The sequence below is a fragment of the Cryobacterium sp. TMT1-66-1 genome (assembly GCF_004403435.1).
Classification (GTDB): Bacteria; Actinomycetota; Actinomycetes; order Actinomycetales; family Microbacteriaceae; genus Cryobacterium; species Cryobacterium flavum.
This window is the reverse complement of record NZ_SOGP01000023.1, coordinates 328,776-343,759: the sequence shown is the minus strand read 5'-3', so window position 1 is coordinate 343,759 and position 14,984 is coordinate 328,776. Positions and strand designations below refer to the sequence as shown.

The following is a 14,984-nucleotide window of genomic DNA, read 5'->3' as shown; positions in this document are numbered from 1 at the left end:
GGAGGTGGCCCGTGAGCCACCATGCCGTGATCAACCCCGCCACAGGCGAGACCATCAAGACGTACCCCCAGATTTCGAGTGATGAACTCGAGCAAGTCATCGCAACGGCGGATGAGGCTCACTACGGCTGGTCTCGGAACTCTTCCGTCGACGAGCGAGCCGCACTCCTGCGGAAGGTCGGCGAATTGCATGCGGAACGCCGCGATCAACTGGCGGCCGCAATCGTGCGCGAGATGGGCAAGCCCGTCGATCAAGCGCTCGGCGAGGTCGACTATGCCGCCAACATTTACCGGTACTACGCCGACAACGCGCAGGAATTTCTGAAGGACGAACCAATCACCCTGCTCGGCGGAGAGGGTTCCGCGTTCATGCGCTCCAGTTCTGTGGGTGTGCTCATTGGCGTCATGCCGTGGAATTTCCCGTACTACCAGGTTGCGCGCTTCGCTGCACCGAACCTCATGACGGGCAACACGATCATCCTCAAGCATGCGTCGCAGTGCCCGGAGTCGGCCGCGGCGATTGAACAAATCTTTCACGACGCAGGCTTCCCGGTCGGCGCCTATACCAATGTGTACGCGGACAGCGAGCAGGTCGCCACGATCATCGCCGACCCGCGGGTACAGGGCGTCTCCCTCACCGGTTCGGAGGGCGCCGGCGCGGCCGTTGCCGAGGTCGCCGGTCGCCACCTCAAGAAGGTCGTGCTGGAGCTGGGCGGGTCAGACCCGTTCATTCTGCTGAGCACCGACGACATGGCCGCCGCAGTGGATGCCGCCGTCGCCGGTCGCCTTCGCAATGGCGGACAGGCCTGCGACGCCGCCAAACGATTCATCGTGATCGATGGACTTTACGATGAGTTCACGGAGAAGTTCACCGCCGCTATCCTGGCGTGCTCTCCCAGCGATCCGACCGTCCCCGGGGCAGACTACGGCCCTCTCTCGTCGCTCGCTGCAGCCGAGCATCTTGAGGAGCAGGTAGAGCGCGCAGTCGCTCAGGGAGCGACCCTGGCGAGCACAGGTAAGCGGTCGGGTACCTTCTACCCAGCGACGGTGCTCACCGACGTAACGCGAGACAACGACACGTACCACGAGGAGTTTTTCGGGCCCGTAGCATTCGTCTACCGGGCAGCCTCAGAAAATGAAGCTGTCGCCCTCGCAAACGACACTCCCTTTGGGCTGGGCTCCTATCTGTTCACGACCGATCCCGAGCAGGCCCTTCGGGTCGCCGACCGCATCGAAGCTGGCATGGTGTTCGTCAACCTCGTCGATGCCGGCAGCGCAGAGCTACCGTTCGGCGGAGTGAAAAGAAGCGGCTTCGGGCGCGAACTCGGACGCTTCGGTGCCAGCGAGTTCGTGAACAAGAAACTCATTCGCATCGGCTGACACATAGACGAAATCCTCAGCCGACGCGGTAAAGACCGTTCAGTTGCCGATAGGGCTGTGTGCCGACCCAAACGCGACCCTTCAGCTAGTGAGTCCGTACAATGCTGCCGTCTTCGTACTCGAAGAGAATCTCTCCACCTTCTGGGCCAAACGGCATATCTAGGCAACATTGATGCGTGAGCCACGCGAGATGGTGTCTACTGTGTTGTGTGGTGCTAGATGCTGCGGTGGTCGCGGACCGCGAGTTCCAGGGCTTCGAGGCCGGGTGCGAGGGCGGCATCCACTGCCATCGGGTCGGTGATATTGAGTTGCTGCATCTCGCGACGACCTTCTGGTGCGGTGTTGATTTCGTGCTCACCGGCCTTGAGGGCAGTAATCAGGTTAGTGATGACGTCGCCGAGTGGTCGGCGTCCCCAACCGAGTTCAGCGCCAGCGGTCTGTGAGGTCATCATCGCGGTGTCGGTTGCGCCGGGGTACACGGTCGCAACATGTACGCCCGTTCCGGTCAACTCGCGGCGGAGTGACTCGCCGAACTGTGAAATACCCGATTTCGTCGCCGCATAGACCGAATAGAACGGCATTCCCACGAGCGCAATCCCGCTGGAAATGTTCAAAATGATGCTCCCGCTCACCGTCGCGCTCTGTCGAAGCGCGGGCAGCAGGGTCTTGGTTAAGAGAATCGGGGCGGTGAGATTCAGATCGATCATCGAGTGGACGTCCGCATTGCCGGTCAATTCGAGCCGGCCCGCCCGCACATTCCCGGCATTATTGACGAGGAGGTCGACGGTGCTCCACGAAGCGACTGCGTGCGCGATTCCTTCAACAACGCCGCTCTGAGTGAGGTCCTCGACGAGGATCTCAGTGGTTCCGCCTTCGGCGGCAACGAGACGTGCTGTTTCGATCAATGTAGCGAGCTGGCGCCCGACTAAAAGGAGATGTCCTCCTCGTCGTCCGAATTCGAGCGCAAGTGCCCGACCAATGCCCTGCCCGGCGCCCGTGATGATTCCGCGTCGGTTGTTGAGATTCAGACTGTTCAGGTACATCAGGCGCGGTCGAAAGCGGTGGATTTCACGGCCGCCGACATGGCCGCCTGGAATCACGGATGGCAACCACTCCGTAAGGAACGGGTATCGGCACGCGGCGCTGAAGTTCCGGATCCTGGAAGGCGGCGGTGATGGCATTGACATCAGCCAGTGTCGGCGCCTGCAAAATCAGCCGATCGGTACTGAGTTTGATCTTGTCTTTTTTTCCACACTATCGGTTGACCATGCCGCCGATTTAGGAACCCGTTTGCGGTCTGTTCGACATCGCAGCACCTGAGGCGTCAGGCGCTGATGTCATCCCACTCGAGCGGGGTCGTCGTTCCCGACTCCCAATCCCGTCGCAAAATTGCGTAGCCGAAGGAGGCCATGGGGACGCGACCCGCAACCGGCCACCCGTCGCGGTAGCAAGCTTCCGGAATGAAGCGGGCACGTACGAAGGTCCTTCGCATCGCGATGTTGTCGGAGCGGGTGTTTCCCTCGAAACGATTGACCTCGGGCATCGACGAGAAGACGTGAGTCGTCTGCGCGTTGAGGACCGGCGACCCGAGGCTGCGCCGGCGATATTTGGTTGCCAGACGCAGATCGAACAGCGGCGCTCCGTCGGTCAGGTCATCGAGAACCGCGTATCCGATGCGGCCCAGCGTGTCGACGTTGATCCAGAAACCGGCGTGGTCCGGCCCCTCGAAGCGTCCCCCAGAAATTCGATCCTCGACCTCGCCAATAGTCAGTCTGCCGCCGCCGTGGAACGGAAAATCGTTTCCTGTCAGGAAGCGAATCAGCTCATCCCGGTCCCCCGGCAGATTCATGGGGACCAGGTCATTTTCCATGGAACGAGCCTATCGGCAGACATCAGGCGGCAGACGAAGCTCCTAAGCACAGCGAGCGGTGCCCCGGAGCAACGCCTTTAAGGCTTACTCACGATCTACTGAAGCAGCTTCTCGAAAACGATATTGACTGGGGTGAACCCCTCTGCCTCGAAGAATCCATGAGCGTGCGTGTTGAAGTGCCAAGAATCAAGGCGGAGCGTCGTAACGGCCAATTCGCCAGCGAGTTTCACGGCAGCGTGCATGAGCTGTCGACCTACACCGCCGGATTGTTGCTCCAACTCGACAGCGATGTGGTGGATGTGCAGGATCGAGGAAGCCACCTTGAACGGGTTGGCAGCACGAGTGGCGTGTTCGGCGAGGAGATAGCCGACCGCGACATGGGCATCCGTTTCTGCGAGGAGGATATGACTGCCATCTGAAAAGCGGGCGCGAAAGAAATCGTGCAATGCGTCGCTGGATGGTTCGACGAACAAGTCCGGTCGGCCAGCCGCATGCATCTTCTGAATACCGAGCCCCAGCCGTACCAAGGCGACCAAGTCACGCCCCGTTGCGGGCCGAACGGTCGTTGGCGGCGGGTACCTGCTGCTCGCGTTCCAAGCAAGCGACGAGCCACGGCACCTGGCGCACGCCTATGGCCACGACATCGATCTCATGGCGTATCGGTTGCCGCCTGATCGCATCGTCGACCTGTTGGCCGCGGCGGGACTGGCCGTGCAGAGTCAGCTCGTACGCGCTCCGGACCAATCGGAGAAAACCCCCCAAGTCTTCCTCCTGGCACGCAAACACTAATTTATAACGTTCTTAGGCCGCTGAGTCAGTACGCGCAGGAAGTGTCGGAGGTCGTCGATGAGGAGTTCTGGCTCTTCGAGGGCGGCGAAGTGGCCGCCGCGGTCTTCGATGTCGGTCCAGCGCACGATTGTGTTGGCTTGAGTCGATTCTGGGCGATGCCGACGTCGTGAGCGAATTGGGTCGCAGCTGTCGGGTCTCCGGAGTTCGCTGGCGCGGCACCCCAAGAGTTCTGGGCGTAGCCGACATACGCGGACGAGCCCCACTACCGGTGAACCAGTGCAGCGAGGCGTTTGCCAGGATCCACTCGCGTCCGAGGATCTCATCGGGCAGCGTCTCGACCGGCCAGGTCCAAGCCCGGAATTTGTCGAGCATCCAGGCCAACTGTGCAACTGGTGAGTCGGTTAGGGCTATGCCGAGGAGACCGGGCCGGGTTGATTGGATGGCGATGTAGCCGCACTCGTCGTTCATGAACGTGCCGACGCGCTTCAGCCGGTCCTGGTCAAGCTGGCTCATCGCATTCCGCGCCGTGTTGACGATCTGGCCCGGGAAGCTAATGCTCCGCTGACGTGAACGCCGATCACCCGGTCGGGTGCTACGCGGGCGCTTTCTGGGGAGATGGTGGCGCCGAGGTCACCGCCATGGGCCGCGAAGTTCTCGTAGCCGGCGCACGAAGAAGTAGCTGCGGGCCGTGGCGGCCAGAATGCATTCAAACATGGTGCGGCCTTTGAGATGTTCGGCAACAAGAACCTGAAAGGACTGAACGTCGTGCCATCGCAACGAGAGACAGCGCGTAATAGAGGTTGTCTACCAAGACTGTAGAACCGGATGCCCGCAGGCAAAAGAGCCGCGCAGGCCATTTCAGAGCAGTTGCTCCCGCTGGCCCCGTAGCTGTTGTCGCGGGGTTGGTCGTGACGCCAAGGGCACCAGCTCGTCGATCCGGTCGAGGATCTCCGACGCAGCACCATATCGGTCGCGGGCAGCTGCGGCGACGGCCCCCAATGCCGCGTGCTCCTAGGATGGGGGCATGAAGACGGTTGCGGTGTACAGCACCAAGGGCGGGGTCGGCAAAACAACGGCAGCCGTCAATCTGGCCTGGGAGGCGTCTCGGGAGTGCCGGGTACTGCTCTGGGATCTCGACCCGCAGGGTGCCTCAACCTATGTGCTCAATGTAAAGCCGAGGGTCAAGGGCGGCGTGAACTCCCTCATTCGAGGGAAGACCGAGATGGATGCCGCGATCCGATCGACCGTCTACGAAAATCTCGCCGTACTGCCAGCAGACGAAACTTACCGAGATTTGGATCTGGTCCTGGACGCGGCGAAGAAGTCCACGCACCGTATTGCCAAGGCGCTTGAATCGGTCGCAAGAGAATATGACGTCGTGATCCTGGACTGCCCGCCCGGGGAATCCCGTGTCGCCGAGAACGCGCTGCACGCCGCCGACCTCGTCGTTTTGCCCCTCGTTCCGTCGCCGCTCTCGCTTCGGTCACTGGCCCAAGTCAACGAGATCATCGCGGATTCCGACAGTCCCCCCAAGGTCTTTGCATTCCTGTCGATGGTGGACCGCCGCAAACTTTCGCACCGCGCTGCTGCCGAGAATCTGCCGCGTGAATATCCGCAGGTGATCGACCTCGTGGTCCCCGCGACCGTTGTGATCGAGCGGATGGGTTCAGAGCGCGCCCCGGTCGGATCGTACGCTCCCGACACCGAGGCGGCCCGCGTGTTCGCGGAACTTTGGGAGTATGTTCGCACCTCGTCCAAGGTCAAACGGGCAGCACCGTCAAAATTGCGTGCGCGCTAACATCACAGCCAAGCGCGCATCGAGATGCTCTCGTGCAGCGCCGAATGTATGAATCGCCGTGCACATCGCCGTGTAATCAGCATTGTGGAGAAACGGCGGACTGCCGCGACCTAGGGGAGGTACGCAGATGGCCCAGACTGAGACGAAAAAACAACGTCCGTTTCGACCAATAGTATGCAGAAGCAAGCCAAGAAGGCCTTAGTACGCGCCGAGAAATCGGTGCAGGCCGCCCGCGAAGCCGTCGCCCACGCCAGCGCGAAGTTGCGCAAAGAGGCGCAGGCCTTGTCGAAGCAGACGCAGAAGTTAGCGACGAAACAGGAAAAAGGAGCAGGCAAGCTTGCCGCCGCCACAGAAACAGCCGGGCACAGGCCTCGACCATAAAGAAATCGAACCGTCCGGCCCTGCCGACACCAGCGCCGGTCCGTCCCACAAAGTTGCGGCGCAGACTCTGACCGAGCAACGCGGACATCCGCGGGGCTTCAGCGGGACGAACGGTTCCTGTCATCGAGAACAGGACCATATCCTCGGCGATCAAGGTAATCCGCGGGTGAACTGTACCCGATGAATCGCTGAGGATTTCTTAGCCGCGAACCGCGGTCGCGCACCCTGACGTTACGCCTCGTGCAGGGCTGTGTATGGCGCTGGGCGTCGTTCGGCGCGCAGCTGGGACCGCGCTGCGTGTTCAACGAGCACGGGAATGAAGTCCCGGATGGGCTTATCGTCGAGCGAGGCGTGGCACGCCGACACGACGGATTTGACCCGACCTATCGGAAGATCGGCGTACCTGACCTCGAGCCGACGCACCACATCGTCGACCGCATTCTTCTCCTGCTTTGAGTCCATATCTCATTGTGACCGTCTTTCCATGTCGATTCGAACCAGATCCATCCCCTAAAAGGGGTGAAGAACCTCAATGGCGTTGAATAGCCTGCGGCCCCAGGGGGTGCAATCTACTTCAAGGGTCATCGCCCTACGGCTCCACCGATAGCCAGGCATTGTCCGGCTCGTACCGACCGCGCGCAGCTCGAGTATTCTCGACCTGACGAGGAGTTCTTCGGTCTAGAGGCCTGCGTTCTCTCGAAATAGCTGGACTGACTCCGGCCTGTTTCGAGGCAATAAACGTTGAATAAACGTGCGTGCGTCAAATCTCACCGCGAACGGCCATCGCGACCCGGCGCCTTTCCGAGATCAAGCACGGCCGAAATTCTAAAAGACCGCCCGAATGTCGTCAAGAGTGCACGTTGACTCTTAGAAAACCTCCGCGTAACTATATTCATTGCTGACGATTTTCAATCGCGTTAACAGCTTGCACCGCATCGGCGCGAATGGCGTCGGGATGCCCGACTTCGAGAAAGCCTGGGTCGCAGCCCACGACACTCCTGGCTGCGCCGGCACGTTCCTGTGTGAATATTCGGTCTTCACGCTGTTGGTCATTGACGAGTAGCCGCTGGACTGGCCAGCGGAATCGAAACGCGACGCGCTGCTGGGTCGACGCGCTTCTGCACTCAGTATCAGCAGAAGGGCTGACACCAGCGCCTCCGCCCCGGAGTTCATACAGACGCGATCATGGGCCGGATCATCCACAACACGGTCTGCGTGGTAACCCGCCCTCTCCTCTCGAGCCGCCTTGAAATAGACCCAGCCGCACCCAGCGACCCGGTGGCCCTGTGGCCCTGTGGCCCTGTGGCCCTGTGGCCCTGTGGCCCTGTGGCCCGAAAATATGCACCCGCTCCGCCGCCACCCAGACCGGGGAGAGCCATGGTCCTTTTCCCCTAGGACCAACGTTCATCGCGACCACGACGACCGCGAAAGCTGCGACGACCGTTGCAGTCCCCAGCGAGCGACAACACCATCGGACGTGAGTCCGCTCAAGCGCTCCGGGGGGCTGCCCGCAAGGGCGCGCGCACGGGAGTCGCCCACAAACCGGCCAGTCGTACCGCTCGAAGGGCGGTGAAAAGTTCGGCCGCCTGCACGGGTTTGGCTACGGAACGCCCGGTCATTTCGGTTATACGCCCCAGTCGGTGAAGTACCGTATTTCGGTGGCAATGAAGTTGCTTGCCGCACTCGGCGGTCGAACCGTCGGTGGTGAACCAGCATTCAAGCGTGTCCAGAAGCACGCGCGCATCGTCTGGATCAAGGTCAGCCAGCCCGCCGAGAACGCCATCGCGGAGTTCGGCAGCGTATGCGGGTTGAGACACGAGAATGGTATCGATCGGGGCCGCGCCGTAGAGATGCACTCCCACCGCGGCGGGGGCGATGCAACGCATGGCCAAAAGCGCTTGTCGCACCGCGACAGGCGCGCGCTCGAGGGCTTGTATCGGCAGGCTCACCCCGATTCGTGAACTGACGGTTCCGACCAGTGCGTGCGCGGCGGCTGAAGGGTGCGCACCCGCCACACTTCCGAGCAGGCCCAGATACTCACCTTTCCACGGAGCCCAGGCGGAGCTGACCCCCATCCCCCGCAGTCGGTCGGTTATGGCGGGAATTGGGTCATCATCTGAGTGCCGCATCTCAACGGCAAGAACGACGAAGGTTGCCTCCTTTGGAAGGCCAAGAGCACGAACCGCTCGACCGGCATCCCCCGAGAACTCGCCTTCCAGAATCGCGAGCAGCACGACGTTCTTGCTCTGCTGGTCTTTGCGTTCCCGTTCGTCGACGACCTCTCGGTACGTCTCCGCGGCGGCGTTCGAGTACCGGTCGATAATGCCCCATACTCCGGATGACGCGGTGAGCAGCGCTGTTGCGTGTTCGGGCGTCGTCGCCTTCGCCATCAACGCGTCCCACAGGTGCAGACCGGCAAGCCGGTATGCGTGCAGGAGACTCGCCATGGGGATGCCGTGCTCCGCTTTCACGCGGCCGGCATGGCGGGGTGCGGCGAGCGAGTCGTTGATGCCGAGCAGGCACTGCAGGATCGACTCGAGGTTGTCATGCACGATACCTTCGAGCACACCGGCGCCGAGCACGCTCTCGGCGTAGTCGTGCTCGCCGTTGATGATCTGGGCAACGATGCTGTCTGATAACTCGCCGACCGAGTCGATCATGCCCGAGAAGAGCTCGCGAGCGCCGTCCACCATGACATCCTGGGTCGGCATGCTCTGCGGCGCTTCATTGCGTTCCATTTGCACAGTGTAATCCGGTGACTCTTCCGTTTGGTTGTGCGGCCGCACAATGCACAGTTCCGAAATCGCGGCGGCGGCCCATCGCTATCGCTGACGGTGGAGCCGAGACTAGCCTGACACCGCAACCCGGAATCCGGGTCGCCGTCAGGCAACAATCAAAGGAGATTGATGACTACCACCGATCCGATGTCGAGGACACAGCCCATTCGGGCCCTCGACCAGCAGCAGCGCGACCAACTCGACGCCGCCATCATCGAGCTGGCCTCGGGTGCCAAGCGCTGGGCCAGCACCCCACTTTCCGAACGAGCCGCATTACTGGGAGCTGTGCACGCAGCCATGACGGGGGCCGCTCAGGAATGGGCGGAGACTGCCGCTGCGATCAAGGGACTAGACCCGTCATCGCAGCTCGTCGGGGAAGAGTGGATTTCCGGCCCGTATGCCAGCCTTTCAGGCGCCGGTACCCTCGCTCAGTCCATCGCAGCCCTCGCTGCGGGGAGGAGCCCCCTTGCCAGCAGCCGCTTCGGAACGGCCCCCGGCGGTCGCGTCATCGTCCCGGTACTTCCGACCAACGGGTACGAGTGGTTGCTGCTGCACGGATTCAGCGCTGAGATCTGGATGGCTCCTGGCCGCTCTCCCGAGGAGGTACGGGCCAGCGCTGGCCTCGGTGAGCTCACGCCGACAACGTCGGGCGGAGTGGGACTCGTGCTCGGCGCCGGCAATATCACGTCGATTCCGCCGCTCGACGTGCTGTACGAGATCGTCGCGAACAACCGGTCGGTGCTGCTCAAACTCAACCCGGTCATGGCTGGAATGAAATCCGTTTTCGATAAGGCTCTCGCCCCCCTGATCAAAATCGGAGTGCTTCGTATCGTGCAGGGCGCCGGCGACGTCGGTGCGTATCTCACGCAGCACGATGGCATCGCGCACGTGCACATCACCGGGAGTGCGGCAACACACGATGCCATCGTCTGGGGAACGGGCGCGGATGCCGCGAGCCGCAAAGCAACGGGCACCCCGTTACTAGGCAAACCGATCACCAGCGAACTCGGCGGAGTATCGCCCATCATTGTGCTTCCGAGCGCATGGACGAAGCATGACCTGCGCTATCAGGCCGAGCACGTCGTTACTCAGCGCCTGCACAACGGCGGATACAACTGCATTGCCGGCCAAGTGGTTGTCGTCAGCAGCAACTGGCCCCAGAAGAAAGCGTTCCTCGCCGCACTCCGACGGGCACTGGCGGCAGCACCTCAACGCCCCGCCTGGTACCCCGGCAGCGATGGGCGCATGAGAGCCGCATCGGCCGCGTATCCGACCGCCGAGCGGATGGGTCAAGACGGCTGCCGCCTGCTGATCGATGTCACAGCCGAAGACGACGCATCGAACGTGATCACCACGGAATATTTCTCCCCGGTGCTGGGCGTTGTCGAAGTGCCGGGCACGGGGCAAGCCTTCCTCGACGCCGCCGTCACGCTGGCCAATGACGAGTTCGTCGGCACCCTCGGTGCGAATCTCATTGTCGAGCCCAAGGTCATCCGGCAGCTCGGAACCGGGTTCCTCGAGTCCATTGCACGCCTGCGCTATGGCACGATCGCCATCAATGCGTGGACCGGCCTCGGCTTCCTCACAGCAACCGCGTCGTGGGGCGCCTTCCCCGGTGCCACCATCGACAACGTGCAGAGTGGCATTGGAACCGTGCACAACGCCCTGCTCATCGATCGGCCCGAGCGCACGATCGTTCGCGGCCCGTTCCGGCCGTTTCCGCGATCGTTCGCACACGGAGAATTCACTCTGTTCCCGAAGCCGCCGTGGTTCGTGCAGGCGCGTTCCGCCGCGACGACCGGACGTCGTCTCGCGGGTTTCGCGGCCAAGCCGTCATGGCTGAAGATGCCCGCCATCTTCCTGGCGGCATTCCGGGCCTGACCCTCCGGTCATCCCGCACGCTCCCCCACACTCATCCCCAGCCAGAAGGCGAGCCGCCGTGTTCACCAGTCCCTTTCCCGACGTCGAAATCCCCAATCTCAGCGTCTTTGACCACCTCTTCGGTTCACTCGAAGTCGCATCCGCGAACCACATTGCCCTCGTCGACGGGGCGACCCGTGAAACCACCACGTACGGCGAGTTGGTGCGCCAGATCGAAGCAGTTGCGGGGGCACTCGCCGCTCGTGGCATCGGTGTGGGTAGCGTCGTGGCGCTGCACTCCCCGAACCGACCCGCTTTCGCCGTGGCGTTCCATGGCATTCTGCGAGCTGGCGCCACGGCGACGACCGTCAACGCACTGTCGACGGCCGGTGAGATGGCCACTCAGCTGGCCGACTCCAAAGCGGTAGCCATCATCGCAGCGGATATGCTGTTTGCCGTCTCTGCGGAAGCCGGCGATCTCGCCGGTGTGGCAGCAGACCACATCATCAGCATCGGGGAGGTCAGCGGGAGCACGAGTCTGGCCGACCTGATCGCGGAGGCGCATCCCGCGCCCGAGGTATATTTCGATCCGGCAACGCACCTGGCCGTGCTGCCATACAGTTCGGGCACGACGGGCAAGGCCAAGGGCGTCATGCTCACCCACCGCAATCTCGTGGCCAATGTTGCGCAGTCGGCACCCATCATCGGCGTGAGCGCCGATGATCGCGTTCTGGCTGTGCTGCCGTTCTTCCACATCTACGGCATGACGGTGTTGCTCAACATCTCTCTGGCACAACGAAGCACCCTCGTGACCATGGCACGATTCGATCTGACTGATTTCCTCAGTCTCATCCAGTCCGAGCGCATCACCTACGTCTTCATCGCTCCTCCCATCGCGGTGGCGCTTGCGAAGCATCCGCTGGTGAGCGAATTTGACCTGTCGAGCCTGCGCACGGTGTTCTCAGGGGCGGCGCCCCTGGACGGCATCGTCGGCGGCGCTGTTGCCGAGCGGCTGAACTGCGAGGTTCTCCAAGGCTATGGAATGACCGAGATGAGTCCGGTATCGCATGCTTCACCCCGAGGTCGAACCGATATTCCCCTGAACTCGGTCGGTCTGACGGTGCCAAACTTGCAGTGCCGTATCGTTGACCCGCTCACCGGAGACGACATCGAGATCCCGGCCGTGGGCGTGAGTGAGCCCGGCGAATTGCTGTGCCGCGGCCCGAACATCATGGTGGGCTACCTCGGAAACGATGAAGCAACCCGGGCGACCATCGACGCCGACGGTTTTCTGCACACCGGCGATATCGCAACGGTGAGCGCCGAGGGGTACGTGACTGTCGTTGACCGACTCAAAGAGCTCATCAAATACAAGGGATATCAGGTCGCGCCCGCAGAGCTTGAGTCGTTGTTGCTGGGGCATCCCCAAATCGCCGACGCCGCAGTGATCGGTGTGATCGACGCGGATGGTGAAGAGGTGCCGAAAGCATTCCTGAGACTGCAACCGGAGGCCACGCTCACCGGGGAGGACATCATGATGTGGGTCGCCGATCGGGTAGCCCCGCATAAGAAGGTTCGACAGGTGGAAATGATCGACTTCATCCCGAAGTCGGCGTCAGGCAAGATCCTGCGCAAGGATCTGCGGTCAAAAGGAGCGCTCGTATGAGTACCAACACTGAAGAATTCGACTACATCGTCGTCGGTGCCGGATCGGCCGGAGCAGCTGTCGCAGCTCGACTCACCGAAGACGCGAGCATCTCCGTTCTGCTGCTCGAAGCCGGTGGTGTCGACGATAAGCAGGAAATCGTCATCCCGGCCGCGTTCCCGAAGCTGTTCAAGTCCGATGCCGACTGGAACTACCAGACCGAGCCGCAGGCCGAGCTAACGGGGAGGTCGATCTACTGGCCACGTGGCAAGGTGCTCGGCGGCTCATCCTCCCTGAACGCCATGATGTGGGTGCGCGGATTCGCTGCCGACTATGACAACTGGGCAAGGCTCGCCGGGGACGGCTGGTCGTACGAAGCGCTCCTGCCGTATTTCCGCAAGGCGGAGGCAGTGGAGGGCAACAGCGATCCCGACCAGGGCACGGACGGCGCGAATTCGATCTCGCACCAACGCAGCCCTCGATCGCATACCGCAACCTTTCTTGAGGCTGCCGCCGAGGTCGGAATGCCCCTCGTCGCGCCGAACTCGGCAAACCCGGAAGGGGTCAGTCAAACGATGGTGAGCCAGCGTGGCGGCATGCGGCACAACACGTCGGCCGCCTACCTTGCGCCGGCAGCCGAGCGCTCCAACCTGGTCGTTCGCACCGGGGCACACGCCACTCGCGTGCTGTTCGACGGAACCCGCGCTGTCGGTGTCGAGTACCTCAGCGAGGGCACCCCGACCTCGGTCTTCGCGCGCCGCGAGATCGTGCTGAGCGGCGGAGCGGTGAACACACCGCAGTTGCTCATGCTGTCGGGCATCGGCGATGCGACGCACCTTCGCTCCCTCGGAATCACCGTGCTCGTCGATGCTCCCGAGGTCGGATTGAACATGCGCGACCACCTGTTCGCGGCGCTGGCAGTCGAGACCGACGATGACACTCTCTTCGGTGCCGAGACCGAGGAGCAGCTCAACGACTTCGTCTCGCAGCAGCGCGGCATGCTCACCTCCAACGTTGCGGAGGCGTACGGTTTCGTCAAGACCGACCCATCGCTCGCCTTCCCCGACATCGAGGTGCTCTTCGCCGCCGTGCCGTATATCGGTGAGGGGCTCGTGGGCGCGCCGCGGCACGGCGTCAGTGTCGGCGCTATTCTGCTGCGGCCCAAGAGCCTCGGAACCGTGCGACTCGCCTCCGCCGATCCGCTCGCGAAACCGCTGATCGATCCGAATTACCTGGGCGATCCGAACGGAGAAGATCGTGACACCCTGCTCGCGGGCCTCGGCGTGTGCGAGCGTATTCTTGCCGCCACGGCGTTCGCTCCAACGCGGACTGACGGCAAGTTCATCCAACCCGCCGGGTCGGATGCTCAGACCGCGGCCGAGCGTGATGCCACGGTGATCAATGAGTTCTCGCAGACGCTCTACCACCCGACGAGCACCGCTCGCATGGGATCGGATGCTGGATCGGTGGTCGACCCGGAGTTGCGTGTGCGCGGCGTGCAGGGACTTCGCATCGCCGACGCGTCGATCATGCCGGAGATCATCCGGGGGCACACGAATGCTCCATCCATCATCATCGGAGAGAAGGCGGCCGATCTGCTGCGCGCATCGGTGCCGACCAGAGTGGAAGCGGCTTCAGTTCATTGAGGTGAGTCCGGCGGCGAGGATCGCGCGGCAGCGCGCATCCTCCCGGCGCGGGATCACGGTCGCGGCGAGAGTCTCCCTCGCGACCGGCGGTGGCGCGAATGAGAGGCTGGTCAGCGATGTTTGCGAACAGATTGGGCTTCATCCGCACGCATTCCGTTCCCTGTTCCCTACCGATGATGTGCTGTTGGATGCGGTGAATGATCTCCTCGTTGAGGAGTGTGCGCAACGACTTCGAGGTGGGGTTTCGGCGTTCACCCCAAAAGGTGATGGTGTGATTCTCGACACCTGGGAGCGATCCTTTGAAGCTTGGCTTCTCGACGGGTATACCGAGTCGAACTTCTCCGAGTCCCCCTATATCGCCAGAACACTGCCTGCGCTGCTATAGCAGGTCAGCGAAAGGCGGTCGTAGTCGAGTAAAACCGCGAGGTGGCAACGATGATGCCTGTCCAGATCGGAAGCGTGCATTTATCGCGCCCCGCCATGCGCTCGCTACTTTCCGGTGGCAGCGGGCCCGTGACCCTCCGGTGGATTGCTTGACTCCAGAATCGCGCTCTTGCGCCGTCCCCAGCGGATGAAAAGCCCCAGAGCCACGACGATCCCAACCACAACGAGAACCTGAACCTCTCCGGGTCCGCATCCCGCCTGGCCGCAGCCCGGGCGTTCACCTCGTCATAGTGGGCCTCGTAGTAGCGGTTGTAATACTCGCGCACCTTCTCGCGATTCTCCGCCACCCATCGCTGCTGAAACTCACGCCGCCCCTCGCGATTCTCCGCCACCCATCGCTTCACCCGCTCCCTCCCCCTCGCACGCACCTCCGCCTCACGATGCCGACGCGCAGC

14 protein-coding genes are annotated in these 14,984 nt (G+C 62.5%); 7 read left to right on the top strand and 7 right to left on the bottom strand.

Translation table 11 applies throughout. The features are described 5' to 3' along the window. Positions 1–11 precede the first annotated feature (11 nt). Entirely contained in the window at positions 12–1,379 is a 1,368-nt protein-coding gene (locus tag E3T29_RS17930) for an NAD-dependent succinate-semialdehyde dehydrogenase (protein ID WP_166792454.1), read from the top strand. A gap of 215 nt (positions 1,380–1,594) precedes the next feature. Here E3T29_RS17930 and E3T29_RS17925 read toward each other — a convergent pair whose 3' ends face one another. From E3T29_RS17925 to E3T29_RS20530, 5 genes are all read right to left on the bottom strand, one after another. Further along, positions 1,595–2,560, bottom strand: a complete 966-nt coding sequence (locus E3T29_RS17925) for an SDR family oxidoreductase (protein WP_198417785.1) — start codon at positions 2,558–2,560, stop codon at positions 1,595–1,597. A gap of 143 nt (positions 2,561–2,703) precedes the next feature. Continuing rightward, positions 2,704–3,249 carry a GNAT family N-acetyltransferase gene (locus tag E3T29_RS17920; protein WP_134346841.1) on the bottom strand — a complete coding sequence of 182 codons (546 nt, stop codon included), beginning with the start codon at positions 3,247–3,249 and terminating at the stop codon, positions 2,704–2,706. Positions 3,250–3,344: 95 nt separating this feature from the next. Next, positions 3,345–3,785: a GNAT family N-acetyltransferase gene (locus E3T29_RS17915; RefSeq protein WP_134346840.1), complete on the bottom strand. Its 441-nt coding sequence runs from the start codon at positions 3,783–3,785 to the stop codon at positions 3,345–3,347. A 1-nt stretch (position 3,786) separates the two neighbouring features. Continuing rightward, entirely contained in the window at positions 3,787–4,011 is a 225-nt protein-coding gene (locus tag E3T29_RS17910; RefSeq protein WP_134346839.1) for a hypothetical protein, read from the bottom strand. A 23-nt stretch (positions 4,012–4,034) separates the two neighbouring features. Next, positions 4,035–4,163, bottom strand: coding sequence for a hypothetical protein (locus E3T29_RS20530; protein ID WP_255575412.1), 129 nt, complete (start codon positions 4,161–4,163; stop codon positions 4,035–4,037). A gap of 899 nt (positions 4,164–5,062) precedes the next feature. Between E3T29_RS20530 and E3T29_RS17905 the strand changes: the two genes are divergently transcribed. Then, entirely contained in the window at positions 5,063–5,836 is a 774-nt protein-coding gene (locus E3T29_RS17905) for a ParA family protein (protein ID WP_134346838.1), read from the top strand. Between the two features lie 174 nt (positions 5,837–6,010). Further along, positions 6,011–6,217 (top strand): hypothetical protein, encoded by a 207-nt coding sequence (locus tag E3T29_RS17900; RefSeq protein WP_134346837.1) that lies wholly within the window; start codon positions 6,011–6,013, stop codon positions 6,215–6,217. Positions 6,218–6,448: 231 nt separating this feature from the next. On the opposite strand, the gene E3T29_RS17895 is transcribed toward E3T29_RS17900, so the two are convergent. Then, positions 6,449–6,679: a three-helix bundle dimerization domain-containing protein gene (locus E3T29_RS17895; RefSeq protein ID WP_134346836.1), complete on the bottom strand. Its 231-nt coding sequence runs from the start codon at positions 6,677–6,679 to the stop codon at positions 6,449–6,451. 433 nt (positions 6,680–7,112) lie between these two features. On the opposite strand from E3T29_RS17895, the gene E3T29_RS19910 reads away from it, so the two are divergent. Beyond that, positions 7,113–7,280: a hypothetical protein gene (locus tag E3T29_RS19910; RefSeq protein WP_166789858.1), complete on the top strand. Its 168-nt coding sequence runs from the start codon at positions 7,113–7,115 to the stop codon at positions 7,278–7,280. Between the two features lie 424 nt (positions 7,281–7,704). On the opposite strand, the gene E3T29_RS17885 is transcribed toward E3T29_RS19910, so the two are convergent. Then, a complete protein-coding gene (locus E3T29_RS17885; RefSeq protein ID WP_134346835.1) occupies positions 7,705–8,955 on the bottom strand; it encodes a CdaR family transcriptional regulator in 1,251 nt (416 codons plus the stop codon). Between the two features lie 168 nt (positions 8,956–9,123). Between E3T29_RS17885 and E3T29_RS17880 the strand changes: the two genes are divergently transcribed. The 3 genes from E3T29_RS17880 to E3T29_RS17870 are packed head-to-tail and all read left to right on the top strand — an operon-like array spanning position 9,124 to position 14,145. Beyond that, positions 9,124–10,875, top strand: coding sequence for an aldehyde dehydrogenase family protein (locus tag E3T29_RS17880; RefSeq protein WP_241987885.1), 1,752 nt, complete (start codon positions 9,124–9,126; stop codon positions 10,873–10,875). A gap of 58 nt (positions 10,876–10,933) precedes the next feature. Continuing rightward, complete coding sequence (locus tag E3T29_RS17875; protein WP_134346834.1) at positions 10,934–12,520, top strand: AMP-binding protein; 1,587 nt, start codon at positions 10,934–10,936, stop codon at positions 12,518–12,520. Further along, on the top strand, positions 12,517–14,145 hold the full coding sequence (locus tag E3T29_RS17870; RefSeq protein WP_134346833.1) for a GMC family oxidoreductase: 1,629 nt from the start codon (positions 12,517–12,519) through the stop codon (positions 14,143–14,145). Before E3T29_RS17875 ends, E3T29_RS17870 begins: the two co-directional genes overlap by 4 nt. Positions 14,146–14,984: the final 839 nt, after the last annotated feature.